Origin of the sequence: Ruminococcoides intestinihominis, from assembly GCF_040096285.1 — a bacterium.
Taxonomy (GTDB): domain Bacteria; phylum Bacillota; class Clostridia; order Oscillospirales; family Acutalibacteraceae; genus Ruminococcoides; species Ruminococcoides intestinihominis.
In genome coordinates this window covers 31910-56152 of record NZ_JBBMEY010000004.1, presented here as the reverse complement: position 1 = coordinate 56152, position 24243 = coordinate 31910, and the positions used below count along the sequence as shown (strand labels likewise).

19 protein-coding genes are annotated in these 24243 nt (G+C 34.9%); 2 read left to right on the top strand and 17 right to left on the bottom strand.

Annotated elements, in window-relative coordinates; translation table 11 throughout:
• Nucleotides 1-501 precede the first annotated feature (501 nt).
• From WMO18_RS02155 to WMO18_RS02125, 7 genes are all read right to left on the bottom strand, one after another.
• On the bottom strand, nt 502-714 hold the full coding sequence (locus WMO18_RS02155; RefSeq protein WP_211147448.1) for a hypothetical protein: 213 nt from the start codon (nt 712-714) through the stop codon (nt 502-504).
• An 88-nt stretch (nt 715-802) separates the two neighbouring features.
• Nucleotides 803-1195 carry a (deoxy)nucleoside triphosphate pyrophosphohydrolase gene (locus tag WMO18_RS02150; protein ID WP_022504913.1) on the bottom strand — a complete coding sequence of 131 codons (393 nt, stop codon included), beginning with the start codon at nt 1193-1195 and terminating at the stop codon, nt 803-805.
• 2 nt (nt 1196-1197) lie between these two features.
• Entirely contained in the window at nt 1198-4341 is a 3144-nt protein-coding gene (locus WMO18_RS02145; protein WP_211147449.1) for a DUF3427 domain-containing protein, read from the bottom strand.
• 63 nt (nt 4342-4404) lie between these two features.
• A complete protein-coding gene (locus WMO18_RS02140; RefSeq protein WP_211147450.1) occupies nt 4405-5226 on the bottom strand; it encodes an SWIM zinc finger family protein in 822 nt (273 codons plus the stop codon).
• Between the two features lie 174 nt (nt 5227-5400).
• Nucleotides 5401-6012 carry a DUF4230 domain-containing protein gene (locus tag WMO18_RS02135; RefSeq protein ID WP_367286263.1) on the bottom strand — a complete coding sequence of 204 codons (612 nt, stop codon included), beginning with the start codon at nt 6010-6012 and terminating at the stop codon, nt 5401-5403.
• A gap of 412 nt (nt 6013-6424) precedes the next feature.
• Nucleotides 6425-9001: a translation factor GTPase family protein gene (locus WMO18_RS02130; protein ID WP_211147300.1), complete on the bottom strand. Its 2577-nt coding sequence runs from the start codon at nt 8999-9001 to the stop codon at nt 6425-6427.
• A 253-nt stretch (nt 9002-9254) separates the two neighbouring features.
• Nucleotides 9255-9473, bottom strand: a complete 219-nt coding sequence (locus WMO18_RS02125) for a hypothetical protein (protein WP_211147299.1) — start codon at nt 9471-9473, stop codon at nt 9255-9257.
• Between the two features lie 101 nt (nt 9474-9574).
• On the opposite strand from WMO18_RS02125, the gene WMO18_RS02120 reads away from it, so the two are divergent.
• Nucleotides 9575-10930 carry a sodium-dependent transporter gene (locus WMO18_RS02120; RefSeq protein ID WP_211147298.1) on the top strand — a complete coding sequence of 452 codons (1356 nt, stop codon included), beginning with the start codon at nt 9575-9577 and terminating at the stop codon, nt 10928-10930.
• Between the two features lie 115 nt (nt 10931-11045).
• Here WMO18_RS02120 and WMO18_RS02115 read toward each other — a convergent pair whose 3' ends face one another.
• The 10 genes from WMO18_RS02115 to WMO18_RS02070 all read right to left on the bottom strand — a co-directional run bounded on the left by WMO18_RS02115 (nt 11046) and on the right by WMO18_RS02070 (nt 22604).
• Entirely contained in the window at nt 11046-12371 is a 1326-nt protein-coding gene (locus WMO18_RS02115; protein WP_211147297.1) for an MATE family efflux transporter, read from the bottom strand.
• A gap of 381 nt (nt 12372-12752) precedes the next feature.
• Nucleotides 12753-14090 (bottom strand): dicarboxylate/amino acid:cation symporter, encoded by a 1338-nt coding sequence (locus WMO18_RS02110; protein ID WP_211147296.1) that lies wholly within the window; start codon nt 14088-14090, stop codon nt 12753-12755.
• Nucleotides 14091-14242: 152 nt separating this feature from the next.
• On the bottom strand, nt 14243-14995 hold the full coding sequence (locus WMO18_RS02105) for a DeoR/GlpR family DNA-binding transcription regulator (protein WP_211147295.1): 753 nt from the start codon (nt 14993-14995) through the stop codon (nt 14243-14245).
• A gap of 217 nt (nt 14996-15212) precedes the next feature.
• Nucleotides 15213-16205, bottom strand: a complete 993-nt coding sequence (gene ydjG / locus WMO18_RS02100) for an NADH-dependent methylglyoxal reductase (protein WP_211147294.1) — start codon at nt 16203-16205, stop codon at nt 15213-15215.
• Between the two features lie 69 nt (nt 16206-16274).
• Nucleotides 16275-17240 (bottom strand): carbohydrate kinase family protein, encoded by a 966-nt coding sequence (locus tag WMO18_RS02095; protein WP_138156847.1) that lies wholly within the window; start codon nt 17238-17240, stop codon nt 16275-16277.
• Nucleotides 17240-18079 (bottom strand): class II fructose-bisphosphate aldolase, encoded by an 840-nt coding sequence (locus WMO18_RS02090; protein WP_022504925.1) that lies wholly within the window; start codon nt 18077-18079, stop codon nt 17240-17242. The genes WMO18_RS02095 and WMO18_RS02090 overlap by 1 nt, the downstream gene beginning before the upstream one ends.
• A gap of 30 nt (nt 18080-18109) precedes the next feature.
• A complete protein-coding gene (locus WMO18_RS02085) occupies nt 18110-19165 on the bottom strand; it encodes an NAD(P)-dependent alcohol dehydrogenase (protein WP_022504926.1) in 1056 nt (351 codons plus the stop codon).
• A 123-nt stretch (nt 19166-19288) separates the two neighbouring features.
• Nucleotides 19289-20701, bottom strand: coding sequence for an MFS transporter (locus WMO18_RS02080; protein WP_211147293.1), 1413 nt, complete (start codon nt 20699-20701; stop codon nt 19289-19291).
• A 51-nt stretch (nt 20702-20752) separates the two neighbouring features.
• Complete coding sequence (locus WMO18_RS02075) at nt 20753-21457, bottom strand: beta/alpha barrel domain-containing protein (protein ID WP_211147292.1); 705 nt, start codon at nt 21455-21457, stop codon at nt 20753-20755.
• 49 nt (nt 21458-21506) lie between these two features.
• On the bottom strand, nt 21507-22604 hold the full coding sequence (locus WMO18_RS02070) for a zinc-binding dehydrogenase (protein ID WP_022504929.1): 1098 nt from the start codon (nt 22602-22604) through the stop codon (nt 21507-21509).
• A gap of 589 nt (nt 22605-23193) precedes the next feature.
• On the opposite strand from WMO18_RS02070, the gene WMO18_RS02065 reads away from it, so the two are divergent.
• Nucleotides 23194-24243, top strand: coding sequence for a D-alanine--D-alanine ligase family protein (locus WMO18_RS02065; protein WP_211147291.1), 1050 nt, complete (start codon nt 23194-23196; stop codon nt 24241-24243).

Here is a 24243-nt window from a genome sequence, read left to right as displayed (position 1 = left end):
TTTATGTAAAGTCCCTCGGATTGCCGTCCGTTTGCCGTCCAACACTATAAAAAATTATAATAACGCTTGTAATTTACTAACATTAGGATTTAAACTTATCTATTATATTGTTTAGCATAACAGCTTAACATATTGACACTTGCTAATTATTATAATATAATGAAAATGAAGATAGGATTGGCCTATCAGGGGTGTTTTCCTTACCCAGCGAAGTGGGAGTGTTTAAAGATGCGAAGCCTTAGCATATAAAATAATGAGACAAAAATTGATGGAGCTTGAACCATTTTAAAAAATCAGTGAAACGGAACCCAACCGTTGCGAATTAGGACTTTTATTGAAAAGTAAGACAGGTAACATTTTGATTATGTTACCTGTCTTTTTGTTTTTATAATATAGTTTTATTTTTCAAGCACTAACAGAAAGTCCCTTAGTCCTGAGTATAGTATGTTATAGCTTTTTTCTTTAATTGATTAAATAAGTCTATATTTTCCGACTTTATCATTAGATTATCAAAATAATAGATTTCAGAAAAGCCAATTCATCTATATTATCATAATTTGCCAGTATATCGTCTATTGTTTGATTAAGTGTAGTACACATAACACCATCTGAAACAAAATAATCTATCCCATCATACGAATCAACAACATTATATTCAATATTGCTAAACTGACCTTTTTCCTTTGCATATACATGAATTTTTGATTCATCCATATATCCGTTCAAGGTATTCTAATGCAGAAATATGCTCTTCACTAGTAGCTGACTTCATAATCGCCACCATTTAACACATAAAAATCAATCAAAAGCATTCTTTTATTTTCTCCAATATAACTACATCTGCCGGACAGAAGTTATAATTTGGAATTTCATTTTCAGTTATCCACTTTAGGTCTTTATGTTCAAGAAGAGTAGGTTTACCACTTACTATTCTAGAGTTAAAGACAGTTAGGTTTATAGTAATATCAGGATAAGTATGCTTTGTGCTGATAAATTCACTGTCAACTTCAATCTCAATATCCAATTCTTCTTTACACTCTCTTATTAAGGCTCGTTCCTTTGATTCACCTTTTTCAACCTTGCCACCAACAAATTCCCACAACAATCCTCTCTTTTTGTTAACAGGTCGCTGACATATCATAAATTTTTCACCGTTCCAAATTAGAGCTGCTACCACTTCAACTATATTCATCATATTTATACCACCAATTTATTTGTTTTCTTTAAGAATCTTGCAGGTATTGGTTTTTCTAATCTCCATGTAATATTCATAGGTTTTGAGCCGGTATGACTAACATAAGTTGCCTCACCAAGAAATGTATAAGGTGACACATTACCAAAGGAATCATTCTTAAATTCTCTCACAAATAGCAAGACCTTACTGCCCTTTTCTTTGTGATGAATATACCTTTGACCTGTTGGTGAGGTTTCTGAAGTTGTACTTTGGCTTTGCCAATGGAACAATTCCTCATTTATGGAATAATCATTATACATAGTTGTAGGGGAATAGTCCTTATCAGCCTTATTTAATGTTAATAAAAATACATCTATTCCCTTATCTTTTAGCCAAATAACACCTTGTCTCATTGCACTAAAGTTTAGATAATCAAGTCCTGCTAATAACTGTCTTTGAGAATATGTACAGTAAACATCCAAAGGACTATCAAAACCCAAATCAATAGTTTCATCAACAAAATCAATACTGTTGAATTTGTATTCCAGTAGCTCTATAAGTTCACCTTTCATTATTGGGCTGTCAGACAATGAATACAAATTACTTAATACTTCTTCATCACTAAAATCTTCAATTGCCTTGCTCCATACTGTAATATAAAACATTTGTAGCATTCGTTTATCAACTGAGGATAATTTTTCAAAATCTATATTATCTATGTTGTTTAAAAAACCAATTAAAAATTTTATCCATCTTCTAGAGTCAATAGAAGTAAACCTTACAAATGCTTTGGTCATTACTTCTTCTATTGGTTCAGAAAAATCATCTAGTTTTCCGGCTTTAACACACAATCCGGAAAATGTGGAATATTTATAAACTGCTCTAGGGTCTAATCTGTAGTGTTGCAAGAAATTTGATAAGGTTAGTGTTTTGCCGGTATCTTCTTCAAAACTTGCAATTCTTGCAACAAGTCCTGCAGTATTGCCATATGAACTGCGTATATTGTCTAGAATATACTTTTCTGCTTTTCTCTCTAGTTGAATATAGCAACCCTTAGGAACTGACACAAAACCATCCTTAATTTCTCTAGTTATTCCTCTTGTTGTATTTGATAATAAAGCAGAAAATTTATCTTCAAAATTATATTTTTTATTAGCTTGACCGATAAAATCAAGAACAGTAAGACATTCCTTATCTTCTGATAAACGAAGGCCTCTACCTAACTGTTGCAAGAAAACTGTAAGGGACTCTGTAGGACGTAAAAACAAAACTGTATTTACTTCAGGAATATCCACACCTTCATTGTAAATATCCACAACAAAAATAAACTTAACATCACCATTTACAAGTTTATCTTTTGCTGAGTTTCTCTCTTCATCTAACGATTTACCAGTTAAGAAAATTGATGGAATACCACATTTATTGAAGTAATCACTCATAAATTCTGCATGTTCAATAGAAACACAGAACCCAAGACCTTTTACATCATTAATATCAGTTACATATTTTATGAGAGAATTTACAACTAAATCTGCTCTACGGTCAGCTACTGCTCCACTAAATGTGTAAATATTTGAAAGTTCTTTCTTGTCATATCCACCTACTGACCATTTTAGGCCATCCAAATCAACATTATCAGTTACACCAAAATACTGAAAAGGACAAAGTAATTTCCTGTCAATAGACTCAGGTAATCTGATTTCTGCTGCAATTCTGTTATCAAAGTAGGATAAAATACTTTTACCGTCCATTCGTTCAGGTGTAGCGGTTAGTCCTAACAGTACAGTCGGTTTATAATAGTCAAGTAACTTCTGATATGTTTTAGCAGCTGCATGGTGGAATTCATCCACAATTATATAGTCATAAAAGTCATCTGTTGTAACTTCATTGAATTTTTGTGAATTAAAGGTTTGTATTGAAACAAATAAATTATCAATACTATCCGGTTTATTTTTGCCAACAAATAATTCACCAAAATTTGCATCTTTAAGCACTGCCCTAAAGGTATAAAGGCTCTGCTTTAGAATTTCTTCTCTATGTGCAACAAATAGCAATCTACAATGCTTTCCCTTATTATTTCTTCTAAAATTTCTATAATCAAAGGCAGAAATAACTGTCTTACCTGTACCTGTTGCAGCAACAACAAGGTTGCGATAATAGCCTCTAACTTCTCTTTCAGCTTGAAGTTTATCCAGAATTTCTTGCTGATATGAATATGGCAAAATATCAAGGGTATAACTCTGAGACTCTATATTATTATCAAAGTGCTTTTCTGCCCTTAAAGCCCTTGATAATCTTTCTTTTTGGCTTTCTGCATAATATTCAAATTCTTTAGAATTCCAATAACTTTCAAAGGTAGCTTCAATTTTTAATATAGTCTCAGGCAAGTCCTTCTTAGTAACCTTAACATTCCATTCAAGGCCACTTGAAATAGCTGCATTTGAAAGGTTTGATGAACCAACATATGCAGTAGTAAAACCTGTATCTCGATAAAAAACATATGCCTTAGCATGAAGTCTTGTTACCTTTGTGTCATAGCTAACCTTGATTTTTGTATTAGGAAGTTTCCTAAGTTCTTCAATAGCCTTAACATCAGTTGCACCCATATATGAGGTTGTTATTATGCGTAATTCCCCACCATTTTTGGTAAAGTCCTTTAGTTCGTTAATAATTAATCTTAGACCACTCCACTTAACAAATGACACTAACATATCAATTCTATTGGAAGAAACGATTTCCTTTTTCAATTCTGTGTACATTTGTGGTTCGTGAACTGCACCGGTAAAAAGTGAACTTTGTGCAATAGAAGTTTCCGGTCTTATAGTCTTAACTTTATTATTAATTGATTTTACACTATTCTTTTTATCAAAAACCGATAGAAGCTGTTCAGCCTTGCTATTAACTGCAAAACTATCAAAATCTTCATCTTCTGTTTCTTCTTTTATAACAGAAACTATCTTGTTTATTAAAGAAACTCTATCAGCTAAATTATCATCACTAATATAGTTAAGTCCTTTTTCAATAATATCAGCAACATATTGTGACAAAATCTTTGATGACTCAGCCTTGTCAATTTCTTTAATTTCAGAAAATTTATCAACTGACTCATCAATATCCTTTTGTAAAGACTCATTTATAACCTGTTCATATAAACCATCTTTTAACATTTTGTCACCTACTTATTAGTTAATGATTTTAGTGTATCACTTATTATAAAATTAATAAAGCTATTAATTAAAAGTAATACTACCTTTTTTACCATAACTTCTTGTAACCTTAAAAAGTTCATAGGAAGTTACGGCTGAGAAGTAGTCTTGATACTGTTCCTTATAATTTTCTTCAATAGTTTTCACAATATTTTTCAACTGCATAATTACTGCAACAATATGCTTGCAAGCATAGTTACAGTAGCAATCACAAATAAAGTTACTTACTTCACCGTTTTTATATGTAAAGTCAATTTCGTAAATATTTGTACCATCTACAATAGCCTTACCCATATTACCGGCAACTGAAAGATAAATTACCCTACCATCAAGGTAATAATCAATGCCTTTTTCCTTAACATTATAAGGCACTTTCAGTTCTGAAATATCCTTTTCCAGCAAAAAGCCTTCTTCATCTTCACCGGAAACAACAATTTCTTCTTCATCATCAACAGGTGGTTTAAACCAAGTTATAACCTTTTCATAAGGGATAACTGACTCATCAAAAGAAATAAAATAGTCACCTGCAAAGAAAAATTCACCTTTAACAGTAGTATCTGCTAAGGCAACAACCTTTTTATAGTCAGATAGCTTTATCTTGAAGTTATAGTTCACTTCTTCAACAAAGCCTCTTTCACCCTCTAACTTACCATCAACAAAAACAATGTCGCCTTTATGCAAATCGAATTTATCATTGTAATAAGAAAGAACTCTGTTATTCTTCTCAAAACGAACACTAACAAGGGATTTTCTAGCTTTCATCTCAGGCTTTTCTACTGTTATACTTTCAATGTTTTCATTAACTTCATTATTATCATTACAATAAAAACCTATTTTGTTTGTCATCAAAATTCTCCTTTACAAGTTAGTTTTTTCTTTTCTACAATAATATAATACCACATTTACTGTCCCAAAAATGGGACAGTTCTTTTGTAAATTTAAAATTTTATATTACATTTCATCATACTTATTATAAAAAATGCTCTGAAAATTCAGAGCATTTATGTTTCCTATTAATTACTAACTTTCAGCCTTAACGCATTTTAGCTTATAGCCATTTACACAACCTTGAAGAATACCTTTAATAAGTGTTTCGGACTGTTGGTCAGCCATTTCCAGAATACCAGATTTTGCACTTTCTTTTTTAGCATCCTTTTCTGCTAATGCTTGCGCTTTATTAGCGTTTTCTTTTTGATCAACCTTAAACAAAGAGAATGACTCATCATAATATTTAATTGAGCTTGGATCAATTTTAACATCCAAAATTTTTGCTTTTGGAACTGTAATAGTAATAACATTCTTCACATTATCAACATCTGTTTTAACTTCTTTCATATCAATACCTGCTCTTATGGTTGAGTTATAAACCATAGTAAAAGCACCCTTATTGATAAATGTTACACCGTTATCATCATAATCTATTAAACCTGTATATTTTAATTTTACCGATGTTAATTCACTTGACTGTTCAAGTTTGCCACTAATATATGAAGTTGAAACAGTTGGTTCCTTTTTTTCATTCCCACAACTGCCTAATCTAAAACCAACATAAAGTATTGCCAAAATTGCGATAACAACAGCTGTAATATGTAATATTGTTCTAAAAGGAATTTTCTTTTTCTTCTCTGACATCTCACATAAACCCCTTAACGTAAATTAATAAACTATTGCTGCTCTAATAAGCAATAGCAAAAATATTCCTAAAATTACGCAACCGGTAATCAATAAGCCCTTTTTCATTTTACTACCTCGCTAAACAATAATTTACTTTGTAATATATTTTACTACAATATACAAAATAAATCAACATATATTTCTTAATTTTTATTTATTTTGACATATTCTCTATAAATACTGTAGAAACTTCTTTACTGCTTGGGACAAGGTTTTCTTATTTTTTAATGCAATGGCTATATTACGGGTAGCTGATACATCAAGGTGTTTACAAGTGATTTTATAGGGAATTCTGTTTAGAATTAGGCTAGTCGATTTTATAGAAAATTAAGTAAAAAAAGCTAACCATAACGGTTAGCTTTTTTCAGTATTAAAAAGTTTTTGAAATTATTTCTCTTATATTGTTTTCAGCTTCTTTTACTTCTTGATAAAATTCTTGTGATGACACTCTAAGGCAACCGTTACCCATAATAATAAGTTGCTCTAATCCATCAGAAGTAACAACCTTTACCCTATTATTCTTGGCTAATTTTTTAGTTACTTTTTCAATATATGAGTCGGCAGTTTCTGCTTCTTTTGTATAGACAATGTTGATATTATTTAGCTTATCAACTTCGCCTACACCACCCTTAACTTTGTAAGCATCAAAAACTACTATTACTTCACATTTTTTATAACCTTGATAGTTGCAGAGAATATTCAGCAATTTTTCTCTTGCACCGTCAATAGTGGTTTTTGCAAGTTCCTTTAAATCTTCCCATGCAAAAATTACATTATATCCATCAACTAACAAATATTCTTTACCGTCATAGTTAGGAGCTTTTGATGGTTTATACTTAGGGTCTTTCTTTGTAAAATCAAAATGTCTTTTCTCTACATTTGTTTTCTTCTGTTTAATAGGTCCGTAAGTTTGCTCAAAGATTTGCATTAACTCATTATCAAGTGCAAACAAATCTTCTTTACCTTGATAGTTAGAAAATGACCTTTTCTTCTCTGCAATAGTTTCAGTTACTTTAGGCTGAGATAATACACTTGTTAGGTGCATTTGGGACTTAACCTTATCCCACTTAACATTATAACCTGCACCCTTAGAACAAAATACTGAGTCACAAGTGTTATCAACATCACCGTCACAATCATAACCTATACTTTCAATAACCTCTTCACTATTATGACAAAGCTCATAGTCCTTTAGGTTACACACTAATTTACCTTTACCATGGGTATATTGGATAACATCCTTAGTATAATCGTGCATTGTAGATACAGGTGCAGTACCTGTAATTATAGAAAAGTCACCCTCAAGTTCCGGTGGGTTAAACGAACCACTCATATACTGAATATCAGCCATAGCCTTGCCTACATTTTCTGTTGGCACTTCTAATGTAAATTCATAAACCGGTTCTAGCAAAATACTTTTTGCCTCTCTTAAACCTTGCCTTACAGCTCTATAAGTGGCTTGTCTAAAGTCACCACCCTCAGTATGTTTTGGGTGGGCTTTACCGGAAACTAAAGTGATTTTCATATCTGTAATAGGTGAGCCTGTCAGCACACCTATATGAGTTTTCTCGTACAAATGAGTAAGGATAAGCCTTTGCCAGTTTTTATCAAGCAAATCTTCTTTACAATCTGTTGCAAATGTAAGACCACTGTCCCTTTTAGTTGGCTCTAAAAGTAAATGCACTTCTGCATAATGGCGTAATGGTTCAAAGTGACCTACACCCTCAACAGTATTTTCTATTGTTTCTTTATAGATAATATTTCCTTGACCAAATGTTACATCAAAGCCAAATCTCTCTGAAATAATAGACTGTAACACTTCAAGCTGAATATCACCCATTAACTTTACTTGAATTTCCCCTAGTCTACTATTCCATTCTACTTTTAGCTGAGGGTCTTCGTTTTCAAGTATTTTCATTTTTTGCAATGCAGTATGGGCATCAACTTCACTTGGCAAATTGATTTTGTATGTAAGTACCGGTTCTAATACCGGTAAACTTGAATTGTTCTCAACACCTAAACCGTCACCGGAAGAAGTAAAGGTGATACCGGTTATTGCACAAATTGTACCTGCAGTAGCATCTTGGATAGCAGTAAACTTTTCACCGGAATATATTCTAATCTGCTGTACCTTTTCTTGTTCCTTATTCTTAGGACTTTGTAAAATTTCTTTTACTTTTAATGTGCCACCTGTTACCTTTAGGTAAGTTAGCCTTTGACCTTTATCCTCAGCAATTTTATATACTTTACCGGCAAATTCATCACCATAACTATTCATCTCAGAATAATTATAAATACAATCTAAAAATTCCTCAGTACCCTTTAGCTTTAGTGCTGCACCAAACATACAAGGGAAAATCTTTCTATCTTTAATTGCTTTTACTATATGGGATTTTTGTAAGTTACCCTCTTCATATTTAACCAATAAATCTTCATCACATAGTGCAATATTTTCATAAAATTCATCAGTATCTACAGTATCAAAGTCAACACAATTATCACTTAGCTTTGACTTTAACTTAGCCATTGCTATTCCCTTATTAGCACCGGCAAGATCCATTTTGTTAACAAAAATAAAGCAAGGCACATTATATTTTGCAAGAAGTTTCCACAATGTTTTGGTATGACTTTGCACACCCTCAGTACCACTTACTACAAGAATTGCATAGTCAAGAACTTGTAAAGTTCTTTCGGTTTCAGCAGAAAAATCCACATGACCGGGAGTATCAATTAAGGTGAACTGTGTATCCTTATAATTTAGTACTGCTTGTTTAGAAAAGATTGTAATACCTCTTGCTCTTTCAAGAGAAAATGTATCTAAAAAAGAATCTCTGTTGTCAACTCTACCGATTTTGCTTATGTTACCTGATTGATATAACAAAGCCTCAGAAAGTGTTGTTTTTCCTGAGTCAACATGAGCTAAAATTCCCACAACAATTTTCTTCATTTTCTCACTTCCTTAATCTGTCTTTTAATATTCTATCATACCCACATTTGTTATTCAATAACCTTTACAAAAGAAAGAAAACTAACCGGAGAGGGTTAGCTTTCTTCCATTTGAGTGGTCTAAAGTGATTGCACTTGCTGAGTTAGTTTTCTTACTTGTACAGTCAACATTCTTAATGTACTTATAAGTAGTTGTAGTATCAACACCGTTTACATTCTTACCGTTATACTGTAGTTCGTAATCACTGTCACCCTTAGCATATGTATTTGCAGTAGCAGTAACATTGAATATTATTCATATATGAATAATATTCAAAGCTACCGTCTGTGTTTTCAGAATAGTCATACACTTCACCGGTCTTTTCAATAGAAACTGTACCACCTGTATTGGACAATGTAACCAAAAATAAGGCAACTGCAAGTAAAAGTAAACTACTTACAGTTGCTTTTTCACAATAGAAACAGTTTTTCATTGTTAATTATTTACAATCCCCACATAATATGAAATATTCATTGTAAAGTACTAGGAATTGTGGTATCATATAGTGGATAATTTGAAATGAGGTGCCACATTATGGACAAAAAAAGAGGAAGTTTTTCCGGTGGTCTAGGATTTGTCTTTGCGGCAGCCGGTAGTGCAGTTGGTTTAGGTAACCTATGGCGTTTCCCATACCTTGCTGCTCAATACGGTGGCGGTATCTTTCTACTGGTTTATCTAATCTTAGCAGTAACATTTGGTTTTGCCCTATTAACTGCTGAAATTGCTATTGGTAGAAAGACAAAGCTAAGTCCTGTACTTGCCTACAAAAAACTAAACAAAAAGTTTTCTTTCTTAGGGTACATTGCAACCCTTGTACCAATCATCATTATTCCTTACTATTGTGTTATTGGTGGTTGGGTTACAAAATATGTAACAGTTTATGCTCAGGGACTTGTTGCTCCGGTAGCAAAAGATGGTTACTTTAGTGACTTTATCGGTCATCCTGTAGCTCCACTAGTATTCTTCTTAATCTTTATGCTACTCAGCATTGTTGTTATTATGCTTGGTGTAAAGAAAGGTATCGAAAAGTTAAGTAAATTCTTAATGCCACTACTTATTGTACTTACTATTGGTATTGCAATTTACGCACTGACACTTCCAAATGCAATGGAGGGTGTTAAGTATTACTTAATTCCTGACTTTAGCAAATTCTCTATTTTGACAGTAGCAGGTGCTATGAGTCAGCTATTCTACTCAATGAGTATTGCAATGGGTATTATGGTTACTTACGGTTCATATACAAGAGATGATGTTAACCTTACTAAGTCAGTAAACCGTATTGAATTTTTCGATACACTTGTTGCTTTATTAGCAGGTCTAACGATTATTCCTGCAGTTTACATCTTTAGTGGTGAAGAAGGTCTTTCTTCTCAGGGTGCAGGTCTAATGTTTATGACATTACCTAAGGTATTCCAGCAAATGCCGGGTGGTAACATTATAGCTTTACTATTCTTTGTACTTGTATTCTTCGCAGCAATTACAAGTTCCATCTCTGTTATGGAAGCTATTGTTTCTTCGCTAATGGACAAGTTCCACCTAAAGAGAATTCCTAGTTGCTTAATCGTTATCGGTATTTGCCTACTACTTGGTATTCCATCATCACTTGGTAATGGTTTATGGGCTAATATTAAGATTCTTGGTATGGACTTCTTAACATTCTTCGACTACATTAGTAACAGTATTCTAATGCCTATCGTTGCATTCTGTACTTGTATTCTTGTTGGTTGGGTTATTAAGCCAAAGGCTCTTACAGATGAAGTCACTAAGAATGGCGAAAAGTTTGGCAGAAAGAAACTTTTCAATGTTATGATTAAGTACGTTGCTCCAATCTGCTTACTATTTATCTTTGTTACAGGTATTCTAAGTCAACTTGGTATTATTACAATCTAACATAAACAAATTAAGGACTCAACAATAAGTTGAGTCCTTTCTATTTATACAACTTATATATACAAAAACTGCTATGGAGATTAAGTTCCATAGCAGTTTATTTTTTATGTAGTTTTTAGATTACTCTATGCTTTTTCCACTTACCGGACAAGTATCTTGCTAAGTAAGCAACACCTCTTGCATACCAGTCAATGAACATTCCTAGCCATACACCTAGGACACCCCAACCAAGTACCATAACCATTACATAGCTACAAATAATTCTGAATACCCACATTGAAATCATACTAACACCAAGTGAGTAGTTAACATCACCGGCTGCTCGTAATGAGTTTGGAAGTGCAAAACTTAGTGGCCATACAGGTAATGATGCAATACTGAAACATCTCAAAACGAATACTGCAATTTCTGTTGCTGATGGTGAAAGTGAGAATAGACTTACTATATACGGAGCAGTTACAAGTAACAGTAGCTTACATACCCAGTCACTAAGGTAAGTTAGTTTCATTAGCTTTTTGGTGTAAACCTTAGCATCCTCAGCACTACCTGCACCTAAGCATTGACCAATGATAGTTACCATTGAAAGACCTATTGCAGTACCGGGAATATTAGGGAAGTCAATAACCTGAAAAGCAATTGAGTTGGCTGCGATTGCATCCGTACCAAGAGTAGCAACCATACTTACAACAACAATTTTACCGATTTGGAACATACCGTTTTCGATACCACTAGGAATACCGATTTTAAGAATTCTAACAACAAATGCTTTCTTAGGAATATATTTCTTTAGGTTATGTACTGCCATAGGGTTTTTCTTAGATAATGCAAAAATCGTCATTACAACACCGGCAACTACTCTGCTAATCAAAGTAGCAAGTGCAACACCGGCAACACCAATACCTGCACCAAAAACAAATACAGCATTTAGCACAATGTTAATTGCATTCATCAGTAAGCTGATGTTCATACTGATTTTACTGTTACCCACACTTCTGAAAATAGCAGCACCGGCATTATACATACCAAGGAATGGATATGAAAGAGCAGTGATGAATAGATATGTTGTGGCACAGTCCATAACATCCTTTTCAATAGAACCAAAAATCAATGACAAAATCGGACTTGTAAACACACAGAAAATAAGTGCAGCTACAACTGAGAAAATCATCATAATAGTTTCCAGCTGAGCACAGGTGTGTCTTGCTCTAACTCTATCATCACAACCAAAGTACTGACTGGCAATAACAACACCACCGGTAGCAAAAGCAGCCATTATCTGAATGATTAATCTATTTATATTATCAACCAAAGCAACGCCTGATACTGCTACCTGACCAACTATTGATACCATAAATGTATCAACCATACCAACACTAACTGCCAAAAGTTGTTCAAAAATTAGTGGGACTATTAATTTGCAAATGAACTTGTTACTAAACATTAACTACCCTTCTTCAAAAATACTAATAAATACATCAACTTTTCTACATTATAATTCTACATTATAAATAGAAAAGAAGAAGAATATATCTGCCACAAAATTTCTGTAAAATACCACCTCAAATTTATTTCGTAAATATAATATTCCTATTGAGAAAAATTGTCAATGTTTAAATCAATCAAATTTATAGTTAAATTTTTAGGATTTTTATTACATTTTCTTGCTTTTTATTTTGATTTTCCACAAAATCTCCTTTTGTATAATATATACATATAACAAGGTTAGTATTTGTGCAACATCACCAGACTTTTGGAACAAAAGAAAAACACCTACCGGTTTCCCAGTAGGTGAGTTTCCTTTCTAAAGGGGGTTATAGAAAGACTATTTTTTGTCATATACTTCTTTATTTAAGCGTTTTTCTTTAGCATTAACAATAACATTTGTAGCTGCGTCACCAACAACATTTAGTGTAATAACAGCCATACCAGGTAGGTAGTTCATTGCCAAAACCAAAGAATAACCGATTAAGCAAAGTTCTGTGTTGAAACCTAAGCCCATCATAACAACATAAACCATTGTTGTACCGGCAACAGGAACTGCAGGTGTACCGATAGCAGTACAAATTGATAGGAAAGCAGTTAGTGCTAAAGTAGCAGGAGTAACATTAATACCTGCTGCAGTACCGATAAATGTAATAGCAATCATATGCATAGCAGTTGTACCATTCATATTAATTGTCATACCTGTTGGTAGAACGAAACTACTGATTTCTTTTGAACAACCAAGTTCTTCTGTACATGTCTTTGTGTTAAGTGGAAGTGTAGCTGCTGATGAGTTTGTTGCTGCTGCGAACATACCAATCTTAGCAGTTTTCTTTAGGAATGTAATTGGATTTAAACCTGTTGTAATAAATACACCGATAGGATAAATTGTAACAACAAGTAGTAAGCTAACAATGATAGTTGTTGCAATCCAAACAAGTGTTGGTGAGATATATTCTGTACCGTAAACTGCAAATGCTCTAGCAATCATACAGAAAATAGCAATTGGAGCAACCTTGTTGATAATGAAGTTAAGTGCCATCTGTACAATGTCGTTTAGAACTTCAATAACTCTCTTAAGTGGCTGAGCCTTTTCGCCAAGTGCTGTCATACATAGACCAAGCACAATAGCAACAACAACTACTGAAAGAATTGTACTATTGCTTGAAAGTGAACTAACAATGTTAGAAGGAACTGCATTAACAACTGTAACAAGTGGATTATAACCATCCATTGTTACAAGTTCCTGAGCTTCCTTAGCCGGTAGGTTAACATCGAACCAACCCATTGACTTAACAAAGTAGGCTGCTGCACCTGCAAGAGCTGCTGCTACAACATAGAAACATATGTAGCAGATAAATGTTTTACCTGCGATTTTACCAAGTTTCTTTGGATCAGCTAAGCTACATAGTGCCAAGCTAAGTGAACATAAAACCAAAGGAACAATCATCATCTGCAAACCGTGCATAAACAACTGTCCTATAATATAGAAAACACCAATACCTTCAATACTTTTTGTTGCTGTAATATCTTGGAAGAATATTGCATCTACAACATCCCAAACATCGGAACTAATTTGTCCTTTAATAAATAGACAAAGAATACCAACTGCAAAACCGGCAACAACAGCAATCAACATCTTCTTAATGATAGACATCTTTTGCTTCTGAGCTTTCATACCCATCTCTCCTTTATCATCTTAAAATTTTTAATCCGTTATATTAATTGAAAGCACCGGTAAAACCTTTGCCCCCTTAATCGGTGCTTTTCAATAATATCCAAAAATAAAAATAGCCACCTGTAAAACAAGCGGCTTACAATATAAAGTTCTTAGTAAATCAACTTTATATCATTTTCATTACAATAATCAACCCATTTGTCATCCGGCTTTTCATCCGTAATCAGATAATCAAGCTTATCAATACTTAGAAAGTTAACAAACGCTGTTTGGTTAAATTTTGTATGATCTGCAAGTAACACCACTGTGTTAGCTCTTTTTGCCATTTTAGATTTTAGGATAGCTTCACCCTCTGTAGAGTCCATCAAACCACTCTCAAAGCTAAGTCCCTTACAACTTAGAAAGGCAACATCAACATTATATTTTGAGATACTGTCAATAGCCAAGTTACCCTGGAATGAAAGAGTATCTTCGTCATATCTACCACCGGTAGAAATAACTCTCATTTCAGCACCATCAAGTTCTTGGAATATCTGTGCTGAAAAAGTAATTGTAGTAATATTATTCTTATTCTTCAAAAGCTTCATAGCTTCCATAACTGTTGTACTGTTATCTGCCATAAGTGTACGCATTTCAGGCATAGCCTTTACAGCCATTGAAGCAATCTTCCTTTTTTCTTCTATATTAATAGATTTTCTCTTGAAAAAATGAATGTGGTCCTTGTGGTTAACTGTGTTAAGAACTGCACCGCCAAAGGTTCTTGTAACCACACCTTCATTTTTTAACTTTTCAAGGTCACGGCGAATTGTTTCTTCCGTTACATCATATAGTTCACTTAACTCTGTAACAGATACCTCGCCTTCTGTTTCAACTTTATGTCTAATTTTATCAATTCTCTTCTCCATAATTAGGTCTCCCCCTCGTTGTTATAATTATACCAAATATAAATTATAAAGTAAAGAGATTTTTGTATTTTTTATATAATAAATTGTAAGAAAATTGAGAAAATTCATAAATATTGAATATTCATAGAAAAATTATTGCCACCCACTCTGAATGGGAACTCAAAATAGGTGGCAATGTATAAAAGATGATTCGGAAAATCACAAAATGAGCAATTAATTATTTATCAATTTCTTCAACCATATCACGCATCATAGCTACATCTGCTGGATCTAGTTCTAGTTCAGTTGATTTAACATTTTCCTTAATCTGGTCAACTGTTGTTGAACCACTTAGTAGGTTAATGAATTCGCCCTGAGCAAGAATCCAAGCAAGTGCTAGGTTTGCGATTGTACAGTTGTACTTTTCGCATAGTGGCTTCCACTGATCCATAACATCCATAGCCTTCTGCATATTGTCTGGCTGGAACCACTTCTTAGGAATCTGAGCACCAACCGGCTTATAATCTCTTGGCATTGTACCTGAAAGAAGACCCATTTCTAGTGGTGAGTAAGCCTGAATTGTAACACCATTTTCACGACAGCAAGGGATGATTTCATCTTCAATGCCACGGTCTAGAATTGAATACTTAGCCTGAACAATGTCAAGTTCGCCATGCTTTAGATATTCCTGAATTTGCTTAATATCAACATTAGCAGCACCAATAGCCTTAATTTTACCCTGAGCTTTAAGGTCGTTTAGTACTTCCATTGTCTTTTGGATAGGAACATAATATTCGCTACCTTCGATTGACTGCCAGTGAGTCATATATACATCAACATAATCAGTACCCATTCTCTTTAGAGATTCTTCAATTTCTCTCTTGATTGAGTCACTGTTTAGGTTTTTATATAGCTGAATGCCGTTAACCTTATTGAAAAGGTCACCCTTCATTTCTTGGTCCCAAGTAACACCACACTTAGTGATGATCTTAACGTCTTCTCTGTTCATTTTCTGAAGAGCCATACCAAGAATTTTTTCACTGTTACCAAAGTTGTAACCCGGAGCTGTATCAATTAGGTTAACACCTAGCTTTGGGGCTTCAACAATTGTATCAACAACTGTCTGTAAATCGTGGTCGCCACCCCAAGCTGAGCCACCACCGATGGACCATGTACCAAGACCCATTCTTGAAACGTCCATACCTGTTTTACCAAGTTTCATAGTCTTCATTTTAATCACCTTTTTCTAAAAACTATTTATTTTAATGTAGCCTTTAGGTGCCTAAAGGCTACGCCTATTTTAAAGAATATAATCTCTGTGGTACTTTGCTAGCATTTCTTCAACCATTTCCTTGTTCTGAACACCGGATGTTGCACCTGTGTGTTGAACTGAAATAGCAGCAGTACAGTTAGCATATACGCCACATTCACGAATATTTTTGCCCTGAAGAATTGCTGAAATAAAGCCTGATGCAAAGTTGTCACCTGCACCGATTGTATCAATAGCCGTAACACCCTTACAAGCCGGTACAATCATAGCACCGTCAGCGTTACGAATGTAACAACCTCTCTTGCCTATCTTCATAACAACATTCTTAACACCACAGTTATAAAGAACATCTGCAACCTTAGCTTCATCTGTTTCACCTGTCATCAGACAAGCTTCATCAAAGTTAGGGAAGAAATAATCTACATAACTAAGTGCTTCTTTAATATCATCAAGGGTTTCGCCCAGTCTTGGCTTAATCATATCAGCAGTGATAGTCATACCCTCTGCTTTAGCAACCTTGAAGATTTCAACAAGTGCTTTACCGTCTAGTAAAGGACAGTTAAAAATACTTGCAAGAGAAAGAATTTTAGCTTGTTTCATTTTTTCAAAATCAACATGCTCAATATTTTCTTTCCATAGACTACCGTTTCTGTTAGTAACGAAAGTTCTTTCGCCATCTTCAGTAACAAGTCCAATGTTCATTGATGTATCAATGTTAGGATCAATCTTGATACCTTCAACATCAATGTTGTCTTTTTTGCAAGAACGAAGAATGAATTGACCTGCAGCATCATCACCAATACAAGCGATGATACCTGTCTTAAAGCCAAGTCTGCTAATAATAGTAGCTTCGTTCATTGCATCCCCACCAACTGTCATTGCAATTTTGTCAACAGGGTAGGATTCAATATCAAACATATCTCTTGATACAGGTCTTAGAGGAATATCAACTACTGCTGCACCAAGACATATTACATCTAACTTCTTTTCACTCATTATTCATCAGCTCTTCCGTCGTCACCGAACAACTTAATCTTGTACATAGCTCTTTCTTTGATAGCTTTTCTTACTTCTCTCTGCATAGCTAGGAACGGTTCATCCTTGTGAGCATTAACTGCTTCCATAGCTGCCTGGCAAAGTTCTGTATGAATGTTGATCTTAGCAATGCCAAGGGAGATAGCCTTCTTAATATCTTCATCACCGATACCAGATGCACCGTGTAGAACTAGTGGAACATCAACTTCCTTAGCAACTGCTTCAAGTACATCAAAAGCTAGCTTTGGTTCTGATGAATATACACCGTGAACATTACCGATAGCAACAGCTAGTGAGTCACAACCAGTTCTTTCAACAAATTCCTTAGCCTTTGTTGGGTCTGTGTACTGGTATTCTGAAAGAGCTTCTTCATAAACTGTTTCGTTACCAACATGACCAAGTTCAGCTTCAACAGGAATGTTGTATGCGTGGAAATAATCAACACATCTCTTGATTTCTGCAACATTTTCTTCATATGGAAGAGCAGATGCGTCACGCATAACTGAATTCATACAGTGGTTAACAGCATTCTGTAGGATTGTCATATTACGACCGTGATCCCAATGTTCAATAACAGGAACAGTAGCTTTCTTAGCCATTGAATCCATCATATAACAGAAATCTTCAAATGAAGTATTGCCTGTGAAACCTGTACCGAATGAAATAATGATTGGAGCTCTTAGTTCTTCTGCTGCGTCAATAACGCCCATTAGCATTTCAGCATTCCAAACATTAAAGTGAGGAATAGCGTAATGTCCTTCTGTTGCCTTTCTTTCCCAATATCTGATATCTGATAACATAATTAATTCTCCTTATTTTATTTTGTAATTTTACTCAGCTACTTTAACTACGCCCTTAACCATATCTGCCTTCTTAACAGGGTCAATAGCGTCTTCAAATGCCTGTTGTACATCTTTATAATCGTAAATATGAGTAACCATATCCTTAACGTTGAACTTACCACTTGCAATAGCTTCAATTGTCTGTGGGAAGTTGTTGCAATAACGGAAAGAAGTCTGAATTGTAACTTCTCTGTTAATCTTTAGGAAGTCAATTGGTACCGGCTTTGACTGAGTACCAACCATCATAATCTTACCACCACGAGCAACAATCTGAACCGCCTGTTGAGCTGTAAATACAGAACCGGCTGCTTCAAATACTAGGTCAACACCATGGTCACCATATAATTCTTCTGATCTTAATAGAGCAACAGTATCTTCTTCTTTACCGTTGATAACTCTTGAAGCACCTAACTTCTTAGCAAGTTCAAGACGCTTATTAAGAACATCAACAACTGTAATATCTGTTGCACCTAGACTCTTACATGCCTGTAGTACCATCAAACCGATTGTACCACCACCAAGAATAACAATACTCTTACCAAGCATTGCACCACCAAGAATTGCTGCATGCATACCAACTGCTGCCGGTTCTACTAAAGCACCTTCTAGTGTTGACATACCTTCTGGAATATGATATGTCCATTCTTCAGGCTGAGTCATATACTGTGTTAATGCACCCTTGTAGTTAGGCTGTGTTGCCATAAAATCTACACCAGGGCAAATGTTATATCTACCTTCACGACAATATTCGCATGTGTTGTCAGGAACACCCGGTTCAATAAGAACCTTGTCGCCAACTTTAAACTTTGTAACCTTTGAGCCGATCTTTACAACTTCACCGGCAACCTCATGACCTAGACCAATCTTTGTGTTAGGATCTTTAGGTGGGATAAATGGACCAAACTCAAAACCGTGGATGTCAGAACCACACATTCCGACATATTCAACTTTCATTAATATTTCATTATCTTTTGGCTCCGGAACAGGACATTCCTGGATTTCAAACTTCTTTGGAGTTACCAAAATTGCTTCAGAATTTTTCATAATTATTACTCCTTTTCTTTACCGGAGCCTAGTTGCCTAGGCTCCGAACTCATAAAGATTTACTCAACTTGAGCTTTTGCTCAAGACCTGCTTTTTAATATTTTCTCTCTTAATAAATTTTAATTAGTCAACATTACCGATTTCTTCAACAGATTCGCCTCTTGTTTCAACACCTAGGAAGATGATAGAAACTGCGATTACTGCTGCGATAACTGCGATAACGATAAATACATTACCAGGTGTGTTGAATGATGCTGTACCGTCAGCATTACTTACTGTACCTGCGATTGTTGGGATAAGTGATAGGAAGATAACATTACTTACACGACCCATTGCATTACAGAAACCTGAACCTGATAGCTTAGCTGATGTTGGCCACATTTCTGGAACATAAACTGCTGATGCGTAGCAAACATACATATAAATAACTGTGTTTAGGATGAATGTCATAACGATGATACCTGTAACACCTAGAGAAGGAGCTAAAGTACCTGTTGCAATACCTAAACCGGCCATTAATACTAGTAAGGCAACACCGGTAACCTTACGAGGTAGCTTATCCATAATTAGAGAAGCGATGAAGATACCGAATGGAGCACCGAATAGACCAAACATTGTCATAAACTGTGAGTCTTTTGTATCATAGCCCCAGCTTGATAGTAGTGTAGGCATCCAGTTCATTAGTGTGTACTGGATTGTGTTCATACCGATAAGTACAAGTGAACCAACTATAGTTCTCTTTAGAAGTTTGCCCTTGAATAGAGCTGAATAAGGAAGCTTCTTAACTGGCTTTTCTGATACTTCCTGAACCGGAGGAAGAGCCTTGCCTGTTGACTTTTCGATTTCCTTTTCGATCTTTGTCATAATAGCATCTGCTTCTTCTACTCTACCCTGAGATTCTAACCATCTTGGAGATTCTGGGAATTTAACATAGATGATAATTGATGCGATGATTGATAGGATTGATGGAATCATAAACTGGATTCTCCAGTTCATTGCCTGGCTAACGCCTGCTGAAACGATTAGAAGTGCAATACCATTGCAGATTGGGTGAGCCCAGTTACCGATGAATGATGTACGGCTTGACCATGTACCACGGTTCTTACCAGGAACATATTCTGTAAAGCCGGCGAATAGAACAACTAGGAGAGCACCAAGAGCTATACCCTGAATTACTCTGAATACGAATAGTACGTAGACGTTAGGTGAACAAGCACCACCGATCATAGCGATGATATGAATTGCTTCGTAAAGAAGAATACTTTTCTTTCTACCAATCTTATCACCGATTGGGCCACCAATAAGTGCACCAAATAACTGACCAATAGTGTAAGAAGTACCCCACATAGCAAGTAGTCCTGCACTACCTTCAAACCAACCTATTTCGTTCAAAATATTTTGAACTGCGCCACCGATACCGTTTGACCAGCATACTAGAAGTGCGAATGCTGTAACTAGCCACATTTTGATATGCCATTTAGATTGAGGTAAACGGTCTAACCTCGCACCAATGTTTGCATTTGTTTTTTTACCCATTATTTTCTCCTTTTTATTTTTTAAAAGTTTCCGTAACTTTTAATTCCTCATTCAGATTGCATCCCTTTCGACACCCTGAAGTTCCGTTTCAACTTCATTTTCCATAATTTCCCAAGCCTTTGAGAAATCTTCATCCTTGTTCCAAAGAGCAGGAGGTCCAAGAATAACCATATCAGCACCTGCTTTATAAAGTGGAGCATATAGTTCCTTGTTCATTGAACCGTCTGCTTCAATTAAGAAGTTTAGATTTCTTTCTTTTCTAATCTTTGCCAACTTCTTAATCTTAACAAACATCTGAGGATCAACCTTCTGTCCTGAAATGCCGGGATCAACAATCATTATTGTTACCTTATCAAGTAATGGAAGATAAAACTCGATTGCTTCCAGTGGAACTGATGGACTTAAAGCAACACCGGCTTTGCATCCTAACTCTTTAATCTTGTTGATTGTTACGAAAGCATCGCCTTCGATACAATCTGTGTGAGGTGTAATGTAAGTAGCACCTGCTTTAGCGAATGTTTCAAGATACTGTTGAGGATGTTTAACCATTAAGTGAGCATCCATTGGCTTTAGGTTATCAATATGTTTATTAAGATAATCTAAGTAATCAGGTCCAATACCATAACTTGGAACATATACGCCATCTTTAATATCCATATGAAGAAAATCTGATTTTTCATTGATTATCTTCATTTGTTCTTCAACATGAAATAAATCACAACAGCCCACTGAAGGAGCAATCAAAAGTTTTCTCATTTTTATACCCTCTATATAAACCTTATATCAATACCTTTTTAATTAACTATTAGTCGTTGTAATCGTAATGGAAGATAACCTTAATAGCTTTCTTCTTTGCCATTGCATCGAAGCCTTCCTTCCACTGTGAAAGACCAATTCTGTGAGTAATCATTGGCTGAACCTTAATCTGACCTGACTGAAGAAGTCTGATACAGTTTCTCCAAGAAGTTGAGTCATAAGCCATATGACCTATAATGCTCTTGTTCCAAGATGTTACATCGTTGATTGAGAATTCAAGTGGCTTGAAGCCCATACCAACTCTAACGATTTCTGCGTTTGGTCTTGTCATTTCAAGTGCCTGCTTAAGAGCTACATTAGCACCTGAACATTCAATAACTAAACCTAGGTTATCTCTGCCACAGATTTCTGTACATCTAGCAACAACATCTTCCTTAGAACCGTTAACACAATGTGTAGCACCAAGTTCCATAGCAACAGGGAATCTAACTTCTACATCATCGTCAAGACCAACCATAACAATGTTTACAGCACCCATTAGCTTTGCAATCTGTACTGAGAATAGACCAAGTGGACCTGTACCGAATACTACAACGTCCTGACCAGGAATTAGGTGTGACTGCTGAGCAACTGCCTTGTAAGCATTACAGATAGGGTCAAGAACTGCTGCTTCTTCATACTTAACACCTTCTGGGATTTCCCAAATTGCGTGTTTGTGAATTGCTAGGATTTCACCTGGTACTTTACAGTACTTTGAGAAACCGCCACCCCATGTGTTGTTGTCTAGACCAAGGTTAACCTTGTGTTCACAACATAGGAAGTCACCCTGTTCACAAGCCGGACAAACACCACAAACATGAGCACTGTTGTCTGATACAACTCTCTGACCTACGTGCCAGTCTTTTACGTTTTCGCCAACCTTTACGATTTCACCTGCGAATTCATGACCACGAACTGACTGCTGTTGACCTTCACAGTTTGTATCATCATAACCGTTGTCAACACCCCAGTGTTTCATGTCAGCACCACAAATTGCTGCTGCCTTGATCTCAAGGATAATGTCGTCTGGACCACATTCTGGTTCCGGATAGTTTTCCATCATCTTGTAGCCACCAAATGCTGTTCCGAATCTTTTTAAAGCATGCATAAATAAATCTCCTTTATGAATTAATTTTTTGCCCTTTATCGAAGGGCTTTATTTATTTGACACCTATATAATACACCTACTATTTGTTGATTTCAAGCATTATTTTCTTTTTTTTGGACTTTTGTAGACTTGTACAACAAAAGACTCTTTCGTTTGTGCATTGTGCCAATATAAATATAATAATTTCCACATACCTAACTATTTTTATACTATTATGACTATATATAATTCTGTTAATGAATTAATTGTTAATAAGCTTACCCCTATATTACCTACATTTGCTAATTTGGATTTCCCACATTCTACCTTTTATTTTTTGTTTTGCACAGATTAAATGTTGGAAAACAAAAAGCTAACAATTATTTAACATTCATTTATATAATTGAACAGTTTAATTATAAACCCCATAAATACTGACCTATTAATTCTTCTATACAATATTAATGCAAGTTGTGGATTTCCCACATTGTATAAATAAGAACTTTAAATCAAACTTTACTTTGTATATATGTCAATTGAATTTTCATATTAAATGTATTATAATAAAACGGTATTAAAATTTAGCCTAAGATATATAGGAGAGTAAGAAATGAAAATTGTAGTATTAGCCGGTGGACTATGTAGCGAAAGAAATGTATCCATAGTTTCCGGTAAGCAAGTATATAACGCATTAAGAAAGAAAGGTCACAACGTTGTTCTTCTTGATGTATTTATGGGTTACGAGGAATCACCTTGTGATATTGATGAACTATTTGAGAACAACTATTCATTTGCCGGTGATATAACTGTTGATGAGCTTGTACCTGATTTAAAGGCTGTTAAGGCATCAAGAAAAAATCAGAGCGACTGTTTCCTAGGTGACAATGTTGCTGATATTTGCAGAAAAGCAGATATTACATTCTTAGCTTTACATGGTGGTGTTGGCGAGAATGGTCAAATTCAAGCTACACTTGATATGCTTGGAATTAAATATACAGGTCCTAACTACCTTGGTTGTGCAATTGCAATGAACAAGGGTGTTACAAAAAGTGTTCTAAAGCAAAACAGAGTTTCTGTTCCCGAGGGTGAAATTTTCACTCCTGCTGACAAGGAAAACGGTACAATTGATAAGTGGAACAACTTCCCTTGTGTTGTAAAACCTTGTAACGGTGGTTCTTCTGTTGGTGTTTCTATTGTTGAGGACAAGAAAGACTTTGACAAAGCAATGGATGAGGCTTTTGCTTGGGAAGATGAAGTTGTTGTTGAAGAATATATTAAAGGTAGAGAATTTTCTATCGGTTTAATTGAAGGCAAAGCACTTCCTATTATTGAAATTATCCCTGAAAGTGGTTTCTATGATTATGTAAACAAGTATCAGGCAGGTAAAACTAAGGATGTATGTCCTGCCGAATTATCAGAAGAAGTTACAAAGAAAATGCAAAGTGAAGCTGAAAAGGCATTCAAGGCACTTAATTTGGACTCTTATGCAAGAATTGACTTCCTACTAGATAAGGATAACAATACATACTGTCTGGAGGCTAACTCACTACCCGGTATGACACCTACAAGCCTACTACCACAGGAAGCATTAGTTCTCGGTACAAATTATGAAGACCTATGCGAACAGATTATTGAAGTATCATTAAAGAAGTATAAGTAA

Bases quoted from the DNA above. Each gene is read 5' to 3' on its own strand.
- WMO18_RS02110 (WP_211147296.1), bottom strand. From the start codon at position 14,090: ATGAAAGCTCAGAAGCAAAAGATGTCTATCATTAAGAAGATGTTGATT.
- WMO18_RS02140 (WP_211147450.1), bottom strand. From the start codon at position 5,226: ATGACAAACAAAATAGGTTTTTATTGTAATGATAATAATGAAGTTAAT.
- WMO18_RS02155 (WP_211147448.1), bottom strand. From the start codon at position 714: ATGGATGAATCAAAAATTCATGTATATGCAAAGGAAAAAGGTCAGTTT.
- WMO18_RS02105 (WP_211147295.1), bottom strand. From the start codon at position 14,995: ATGGAGAAGAGAATTGATAAAATTAGACATAAAGTTGAAACAGAAGGC.
- WMO18_RS02145 (WP_211147449.1), bottom strand. From the start codon at position 4,341: ATGTTAAAAGATGGTTTATATGAACAGGTTATAAATGAGTCTTTACAA.
- WMO18_RS02130 (WP_211147300.1), bottom strand. From the start codon at position 9,001: ATGAAGAAAATTGTTGTGGGAATTTTAGCTCATGTTGACTCAGGAAAA.
- WMO18_RS02115 (WP_211147297.1), bottom strand. From the start codon at position 12,371: ATGTTTAGTAACAAGTTCATTTGCAAATTAATAGTCCCACTAATTTTT.
- WMO18_RS02120 (WP_211147298.1), top strand. From the start codon at position 9,575: ATGGACAAAAAAAGAGGAAGTTTTTCCGGTGGTCTAGGATTTGTCTTT.
- WMO18_RS02070 (WP_022504929.1), bottom strand. From the start codon at position 22,604: ATGCATGCTTTAAAAAGATTCGGAACAGCATTTGGTGGCTACAAGATG.
- WMO18_RS02065 (WP_211147291.1), top strand. From the start codon at position 23,194: ATGAAAATTGTAGTATTAGCCGGTGGACTATGTAGCGAAAGAAATGTA.
- WMO18_RS02135 (WP_367286263.1), bottom strand. From the start codon at position 6,012: ATGTCAGAGAAGAAAAAGAAAATTCCTTTTAGAACAATATTACATATT.
- WMO18_RS02090 (WP_022504925.1), bottom strand. From the start codon at position 18,079: ATGTTATCAGATATCAGATATTGGGAAAGAAAGGCAACAGAAGGACAT.
- WMO18_RS02095 (WP_138156847.1), bottom strand. From the start codon at position 17,240: ATGAGTGAAAAGAAGTTAGATGTAATATGTCTTGGTGCAGCAGTAGTT.
- WMO18_RS02085 (WP_022504926.1), bottom strand. From the start codon at position 19,165: ATGAAAAATTCTGAAGCAATTTTGGTAACTCCAAAGAAGTTTGAAATC.
- WMO18_RS02075 (WP_211147292.1), bottom strand. From the start codon at position 21,457: ATGAGAAAACTTTTGATTGCTCCTTCAGTGGGCTGTTGTGATTTATTT.
- WMO18_RS02080 (WP_211147293.1), bottom strand. From the start codon at position 20,701: ATGGGTAAAAAAACAAATGCAAACATTGGTGCGAGGTTAGACCGTTTA.
- ydjG (WP_211147294.1), bottom strand. From the start codon at position 16,205: ATGAAGACTATGAAACTTGGTAAAACAGGTATGGACGTTTCAAGAATG.
- WMO18_RS02150 (WP_022504913.1), bottom strand. From the start codon at position 1,195: ATGATGAATATAGTTGAAGTGGTAGCAGCTCTAATTTGGAACGGTGAA.
- WMO18_RS02125 (WP_211147299.1), bottom strand. From the start codon at position 9,473: ATGAAAAACTGTTTCTATTGTGAAAAAGCAACTGTAAGTAGTTTACTT.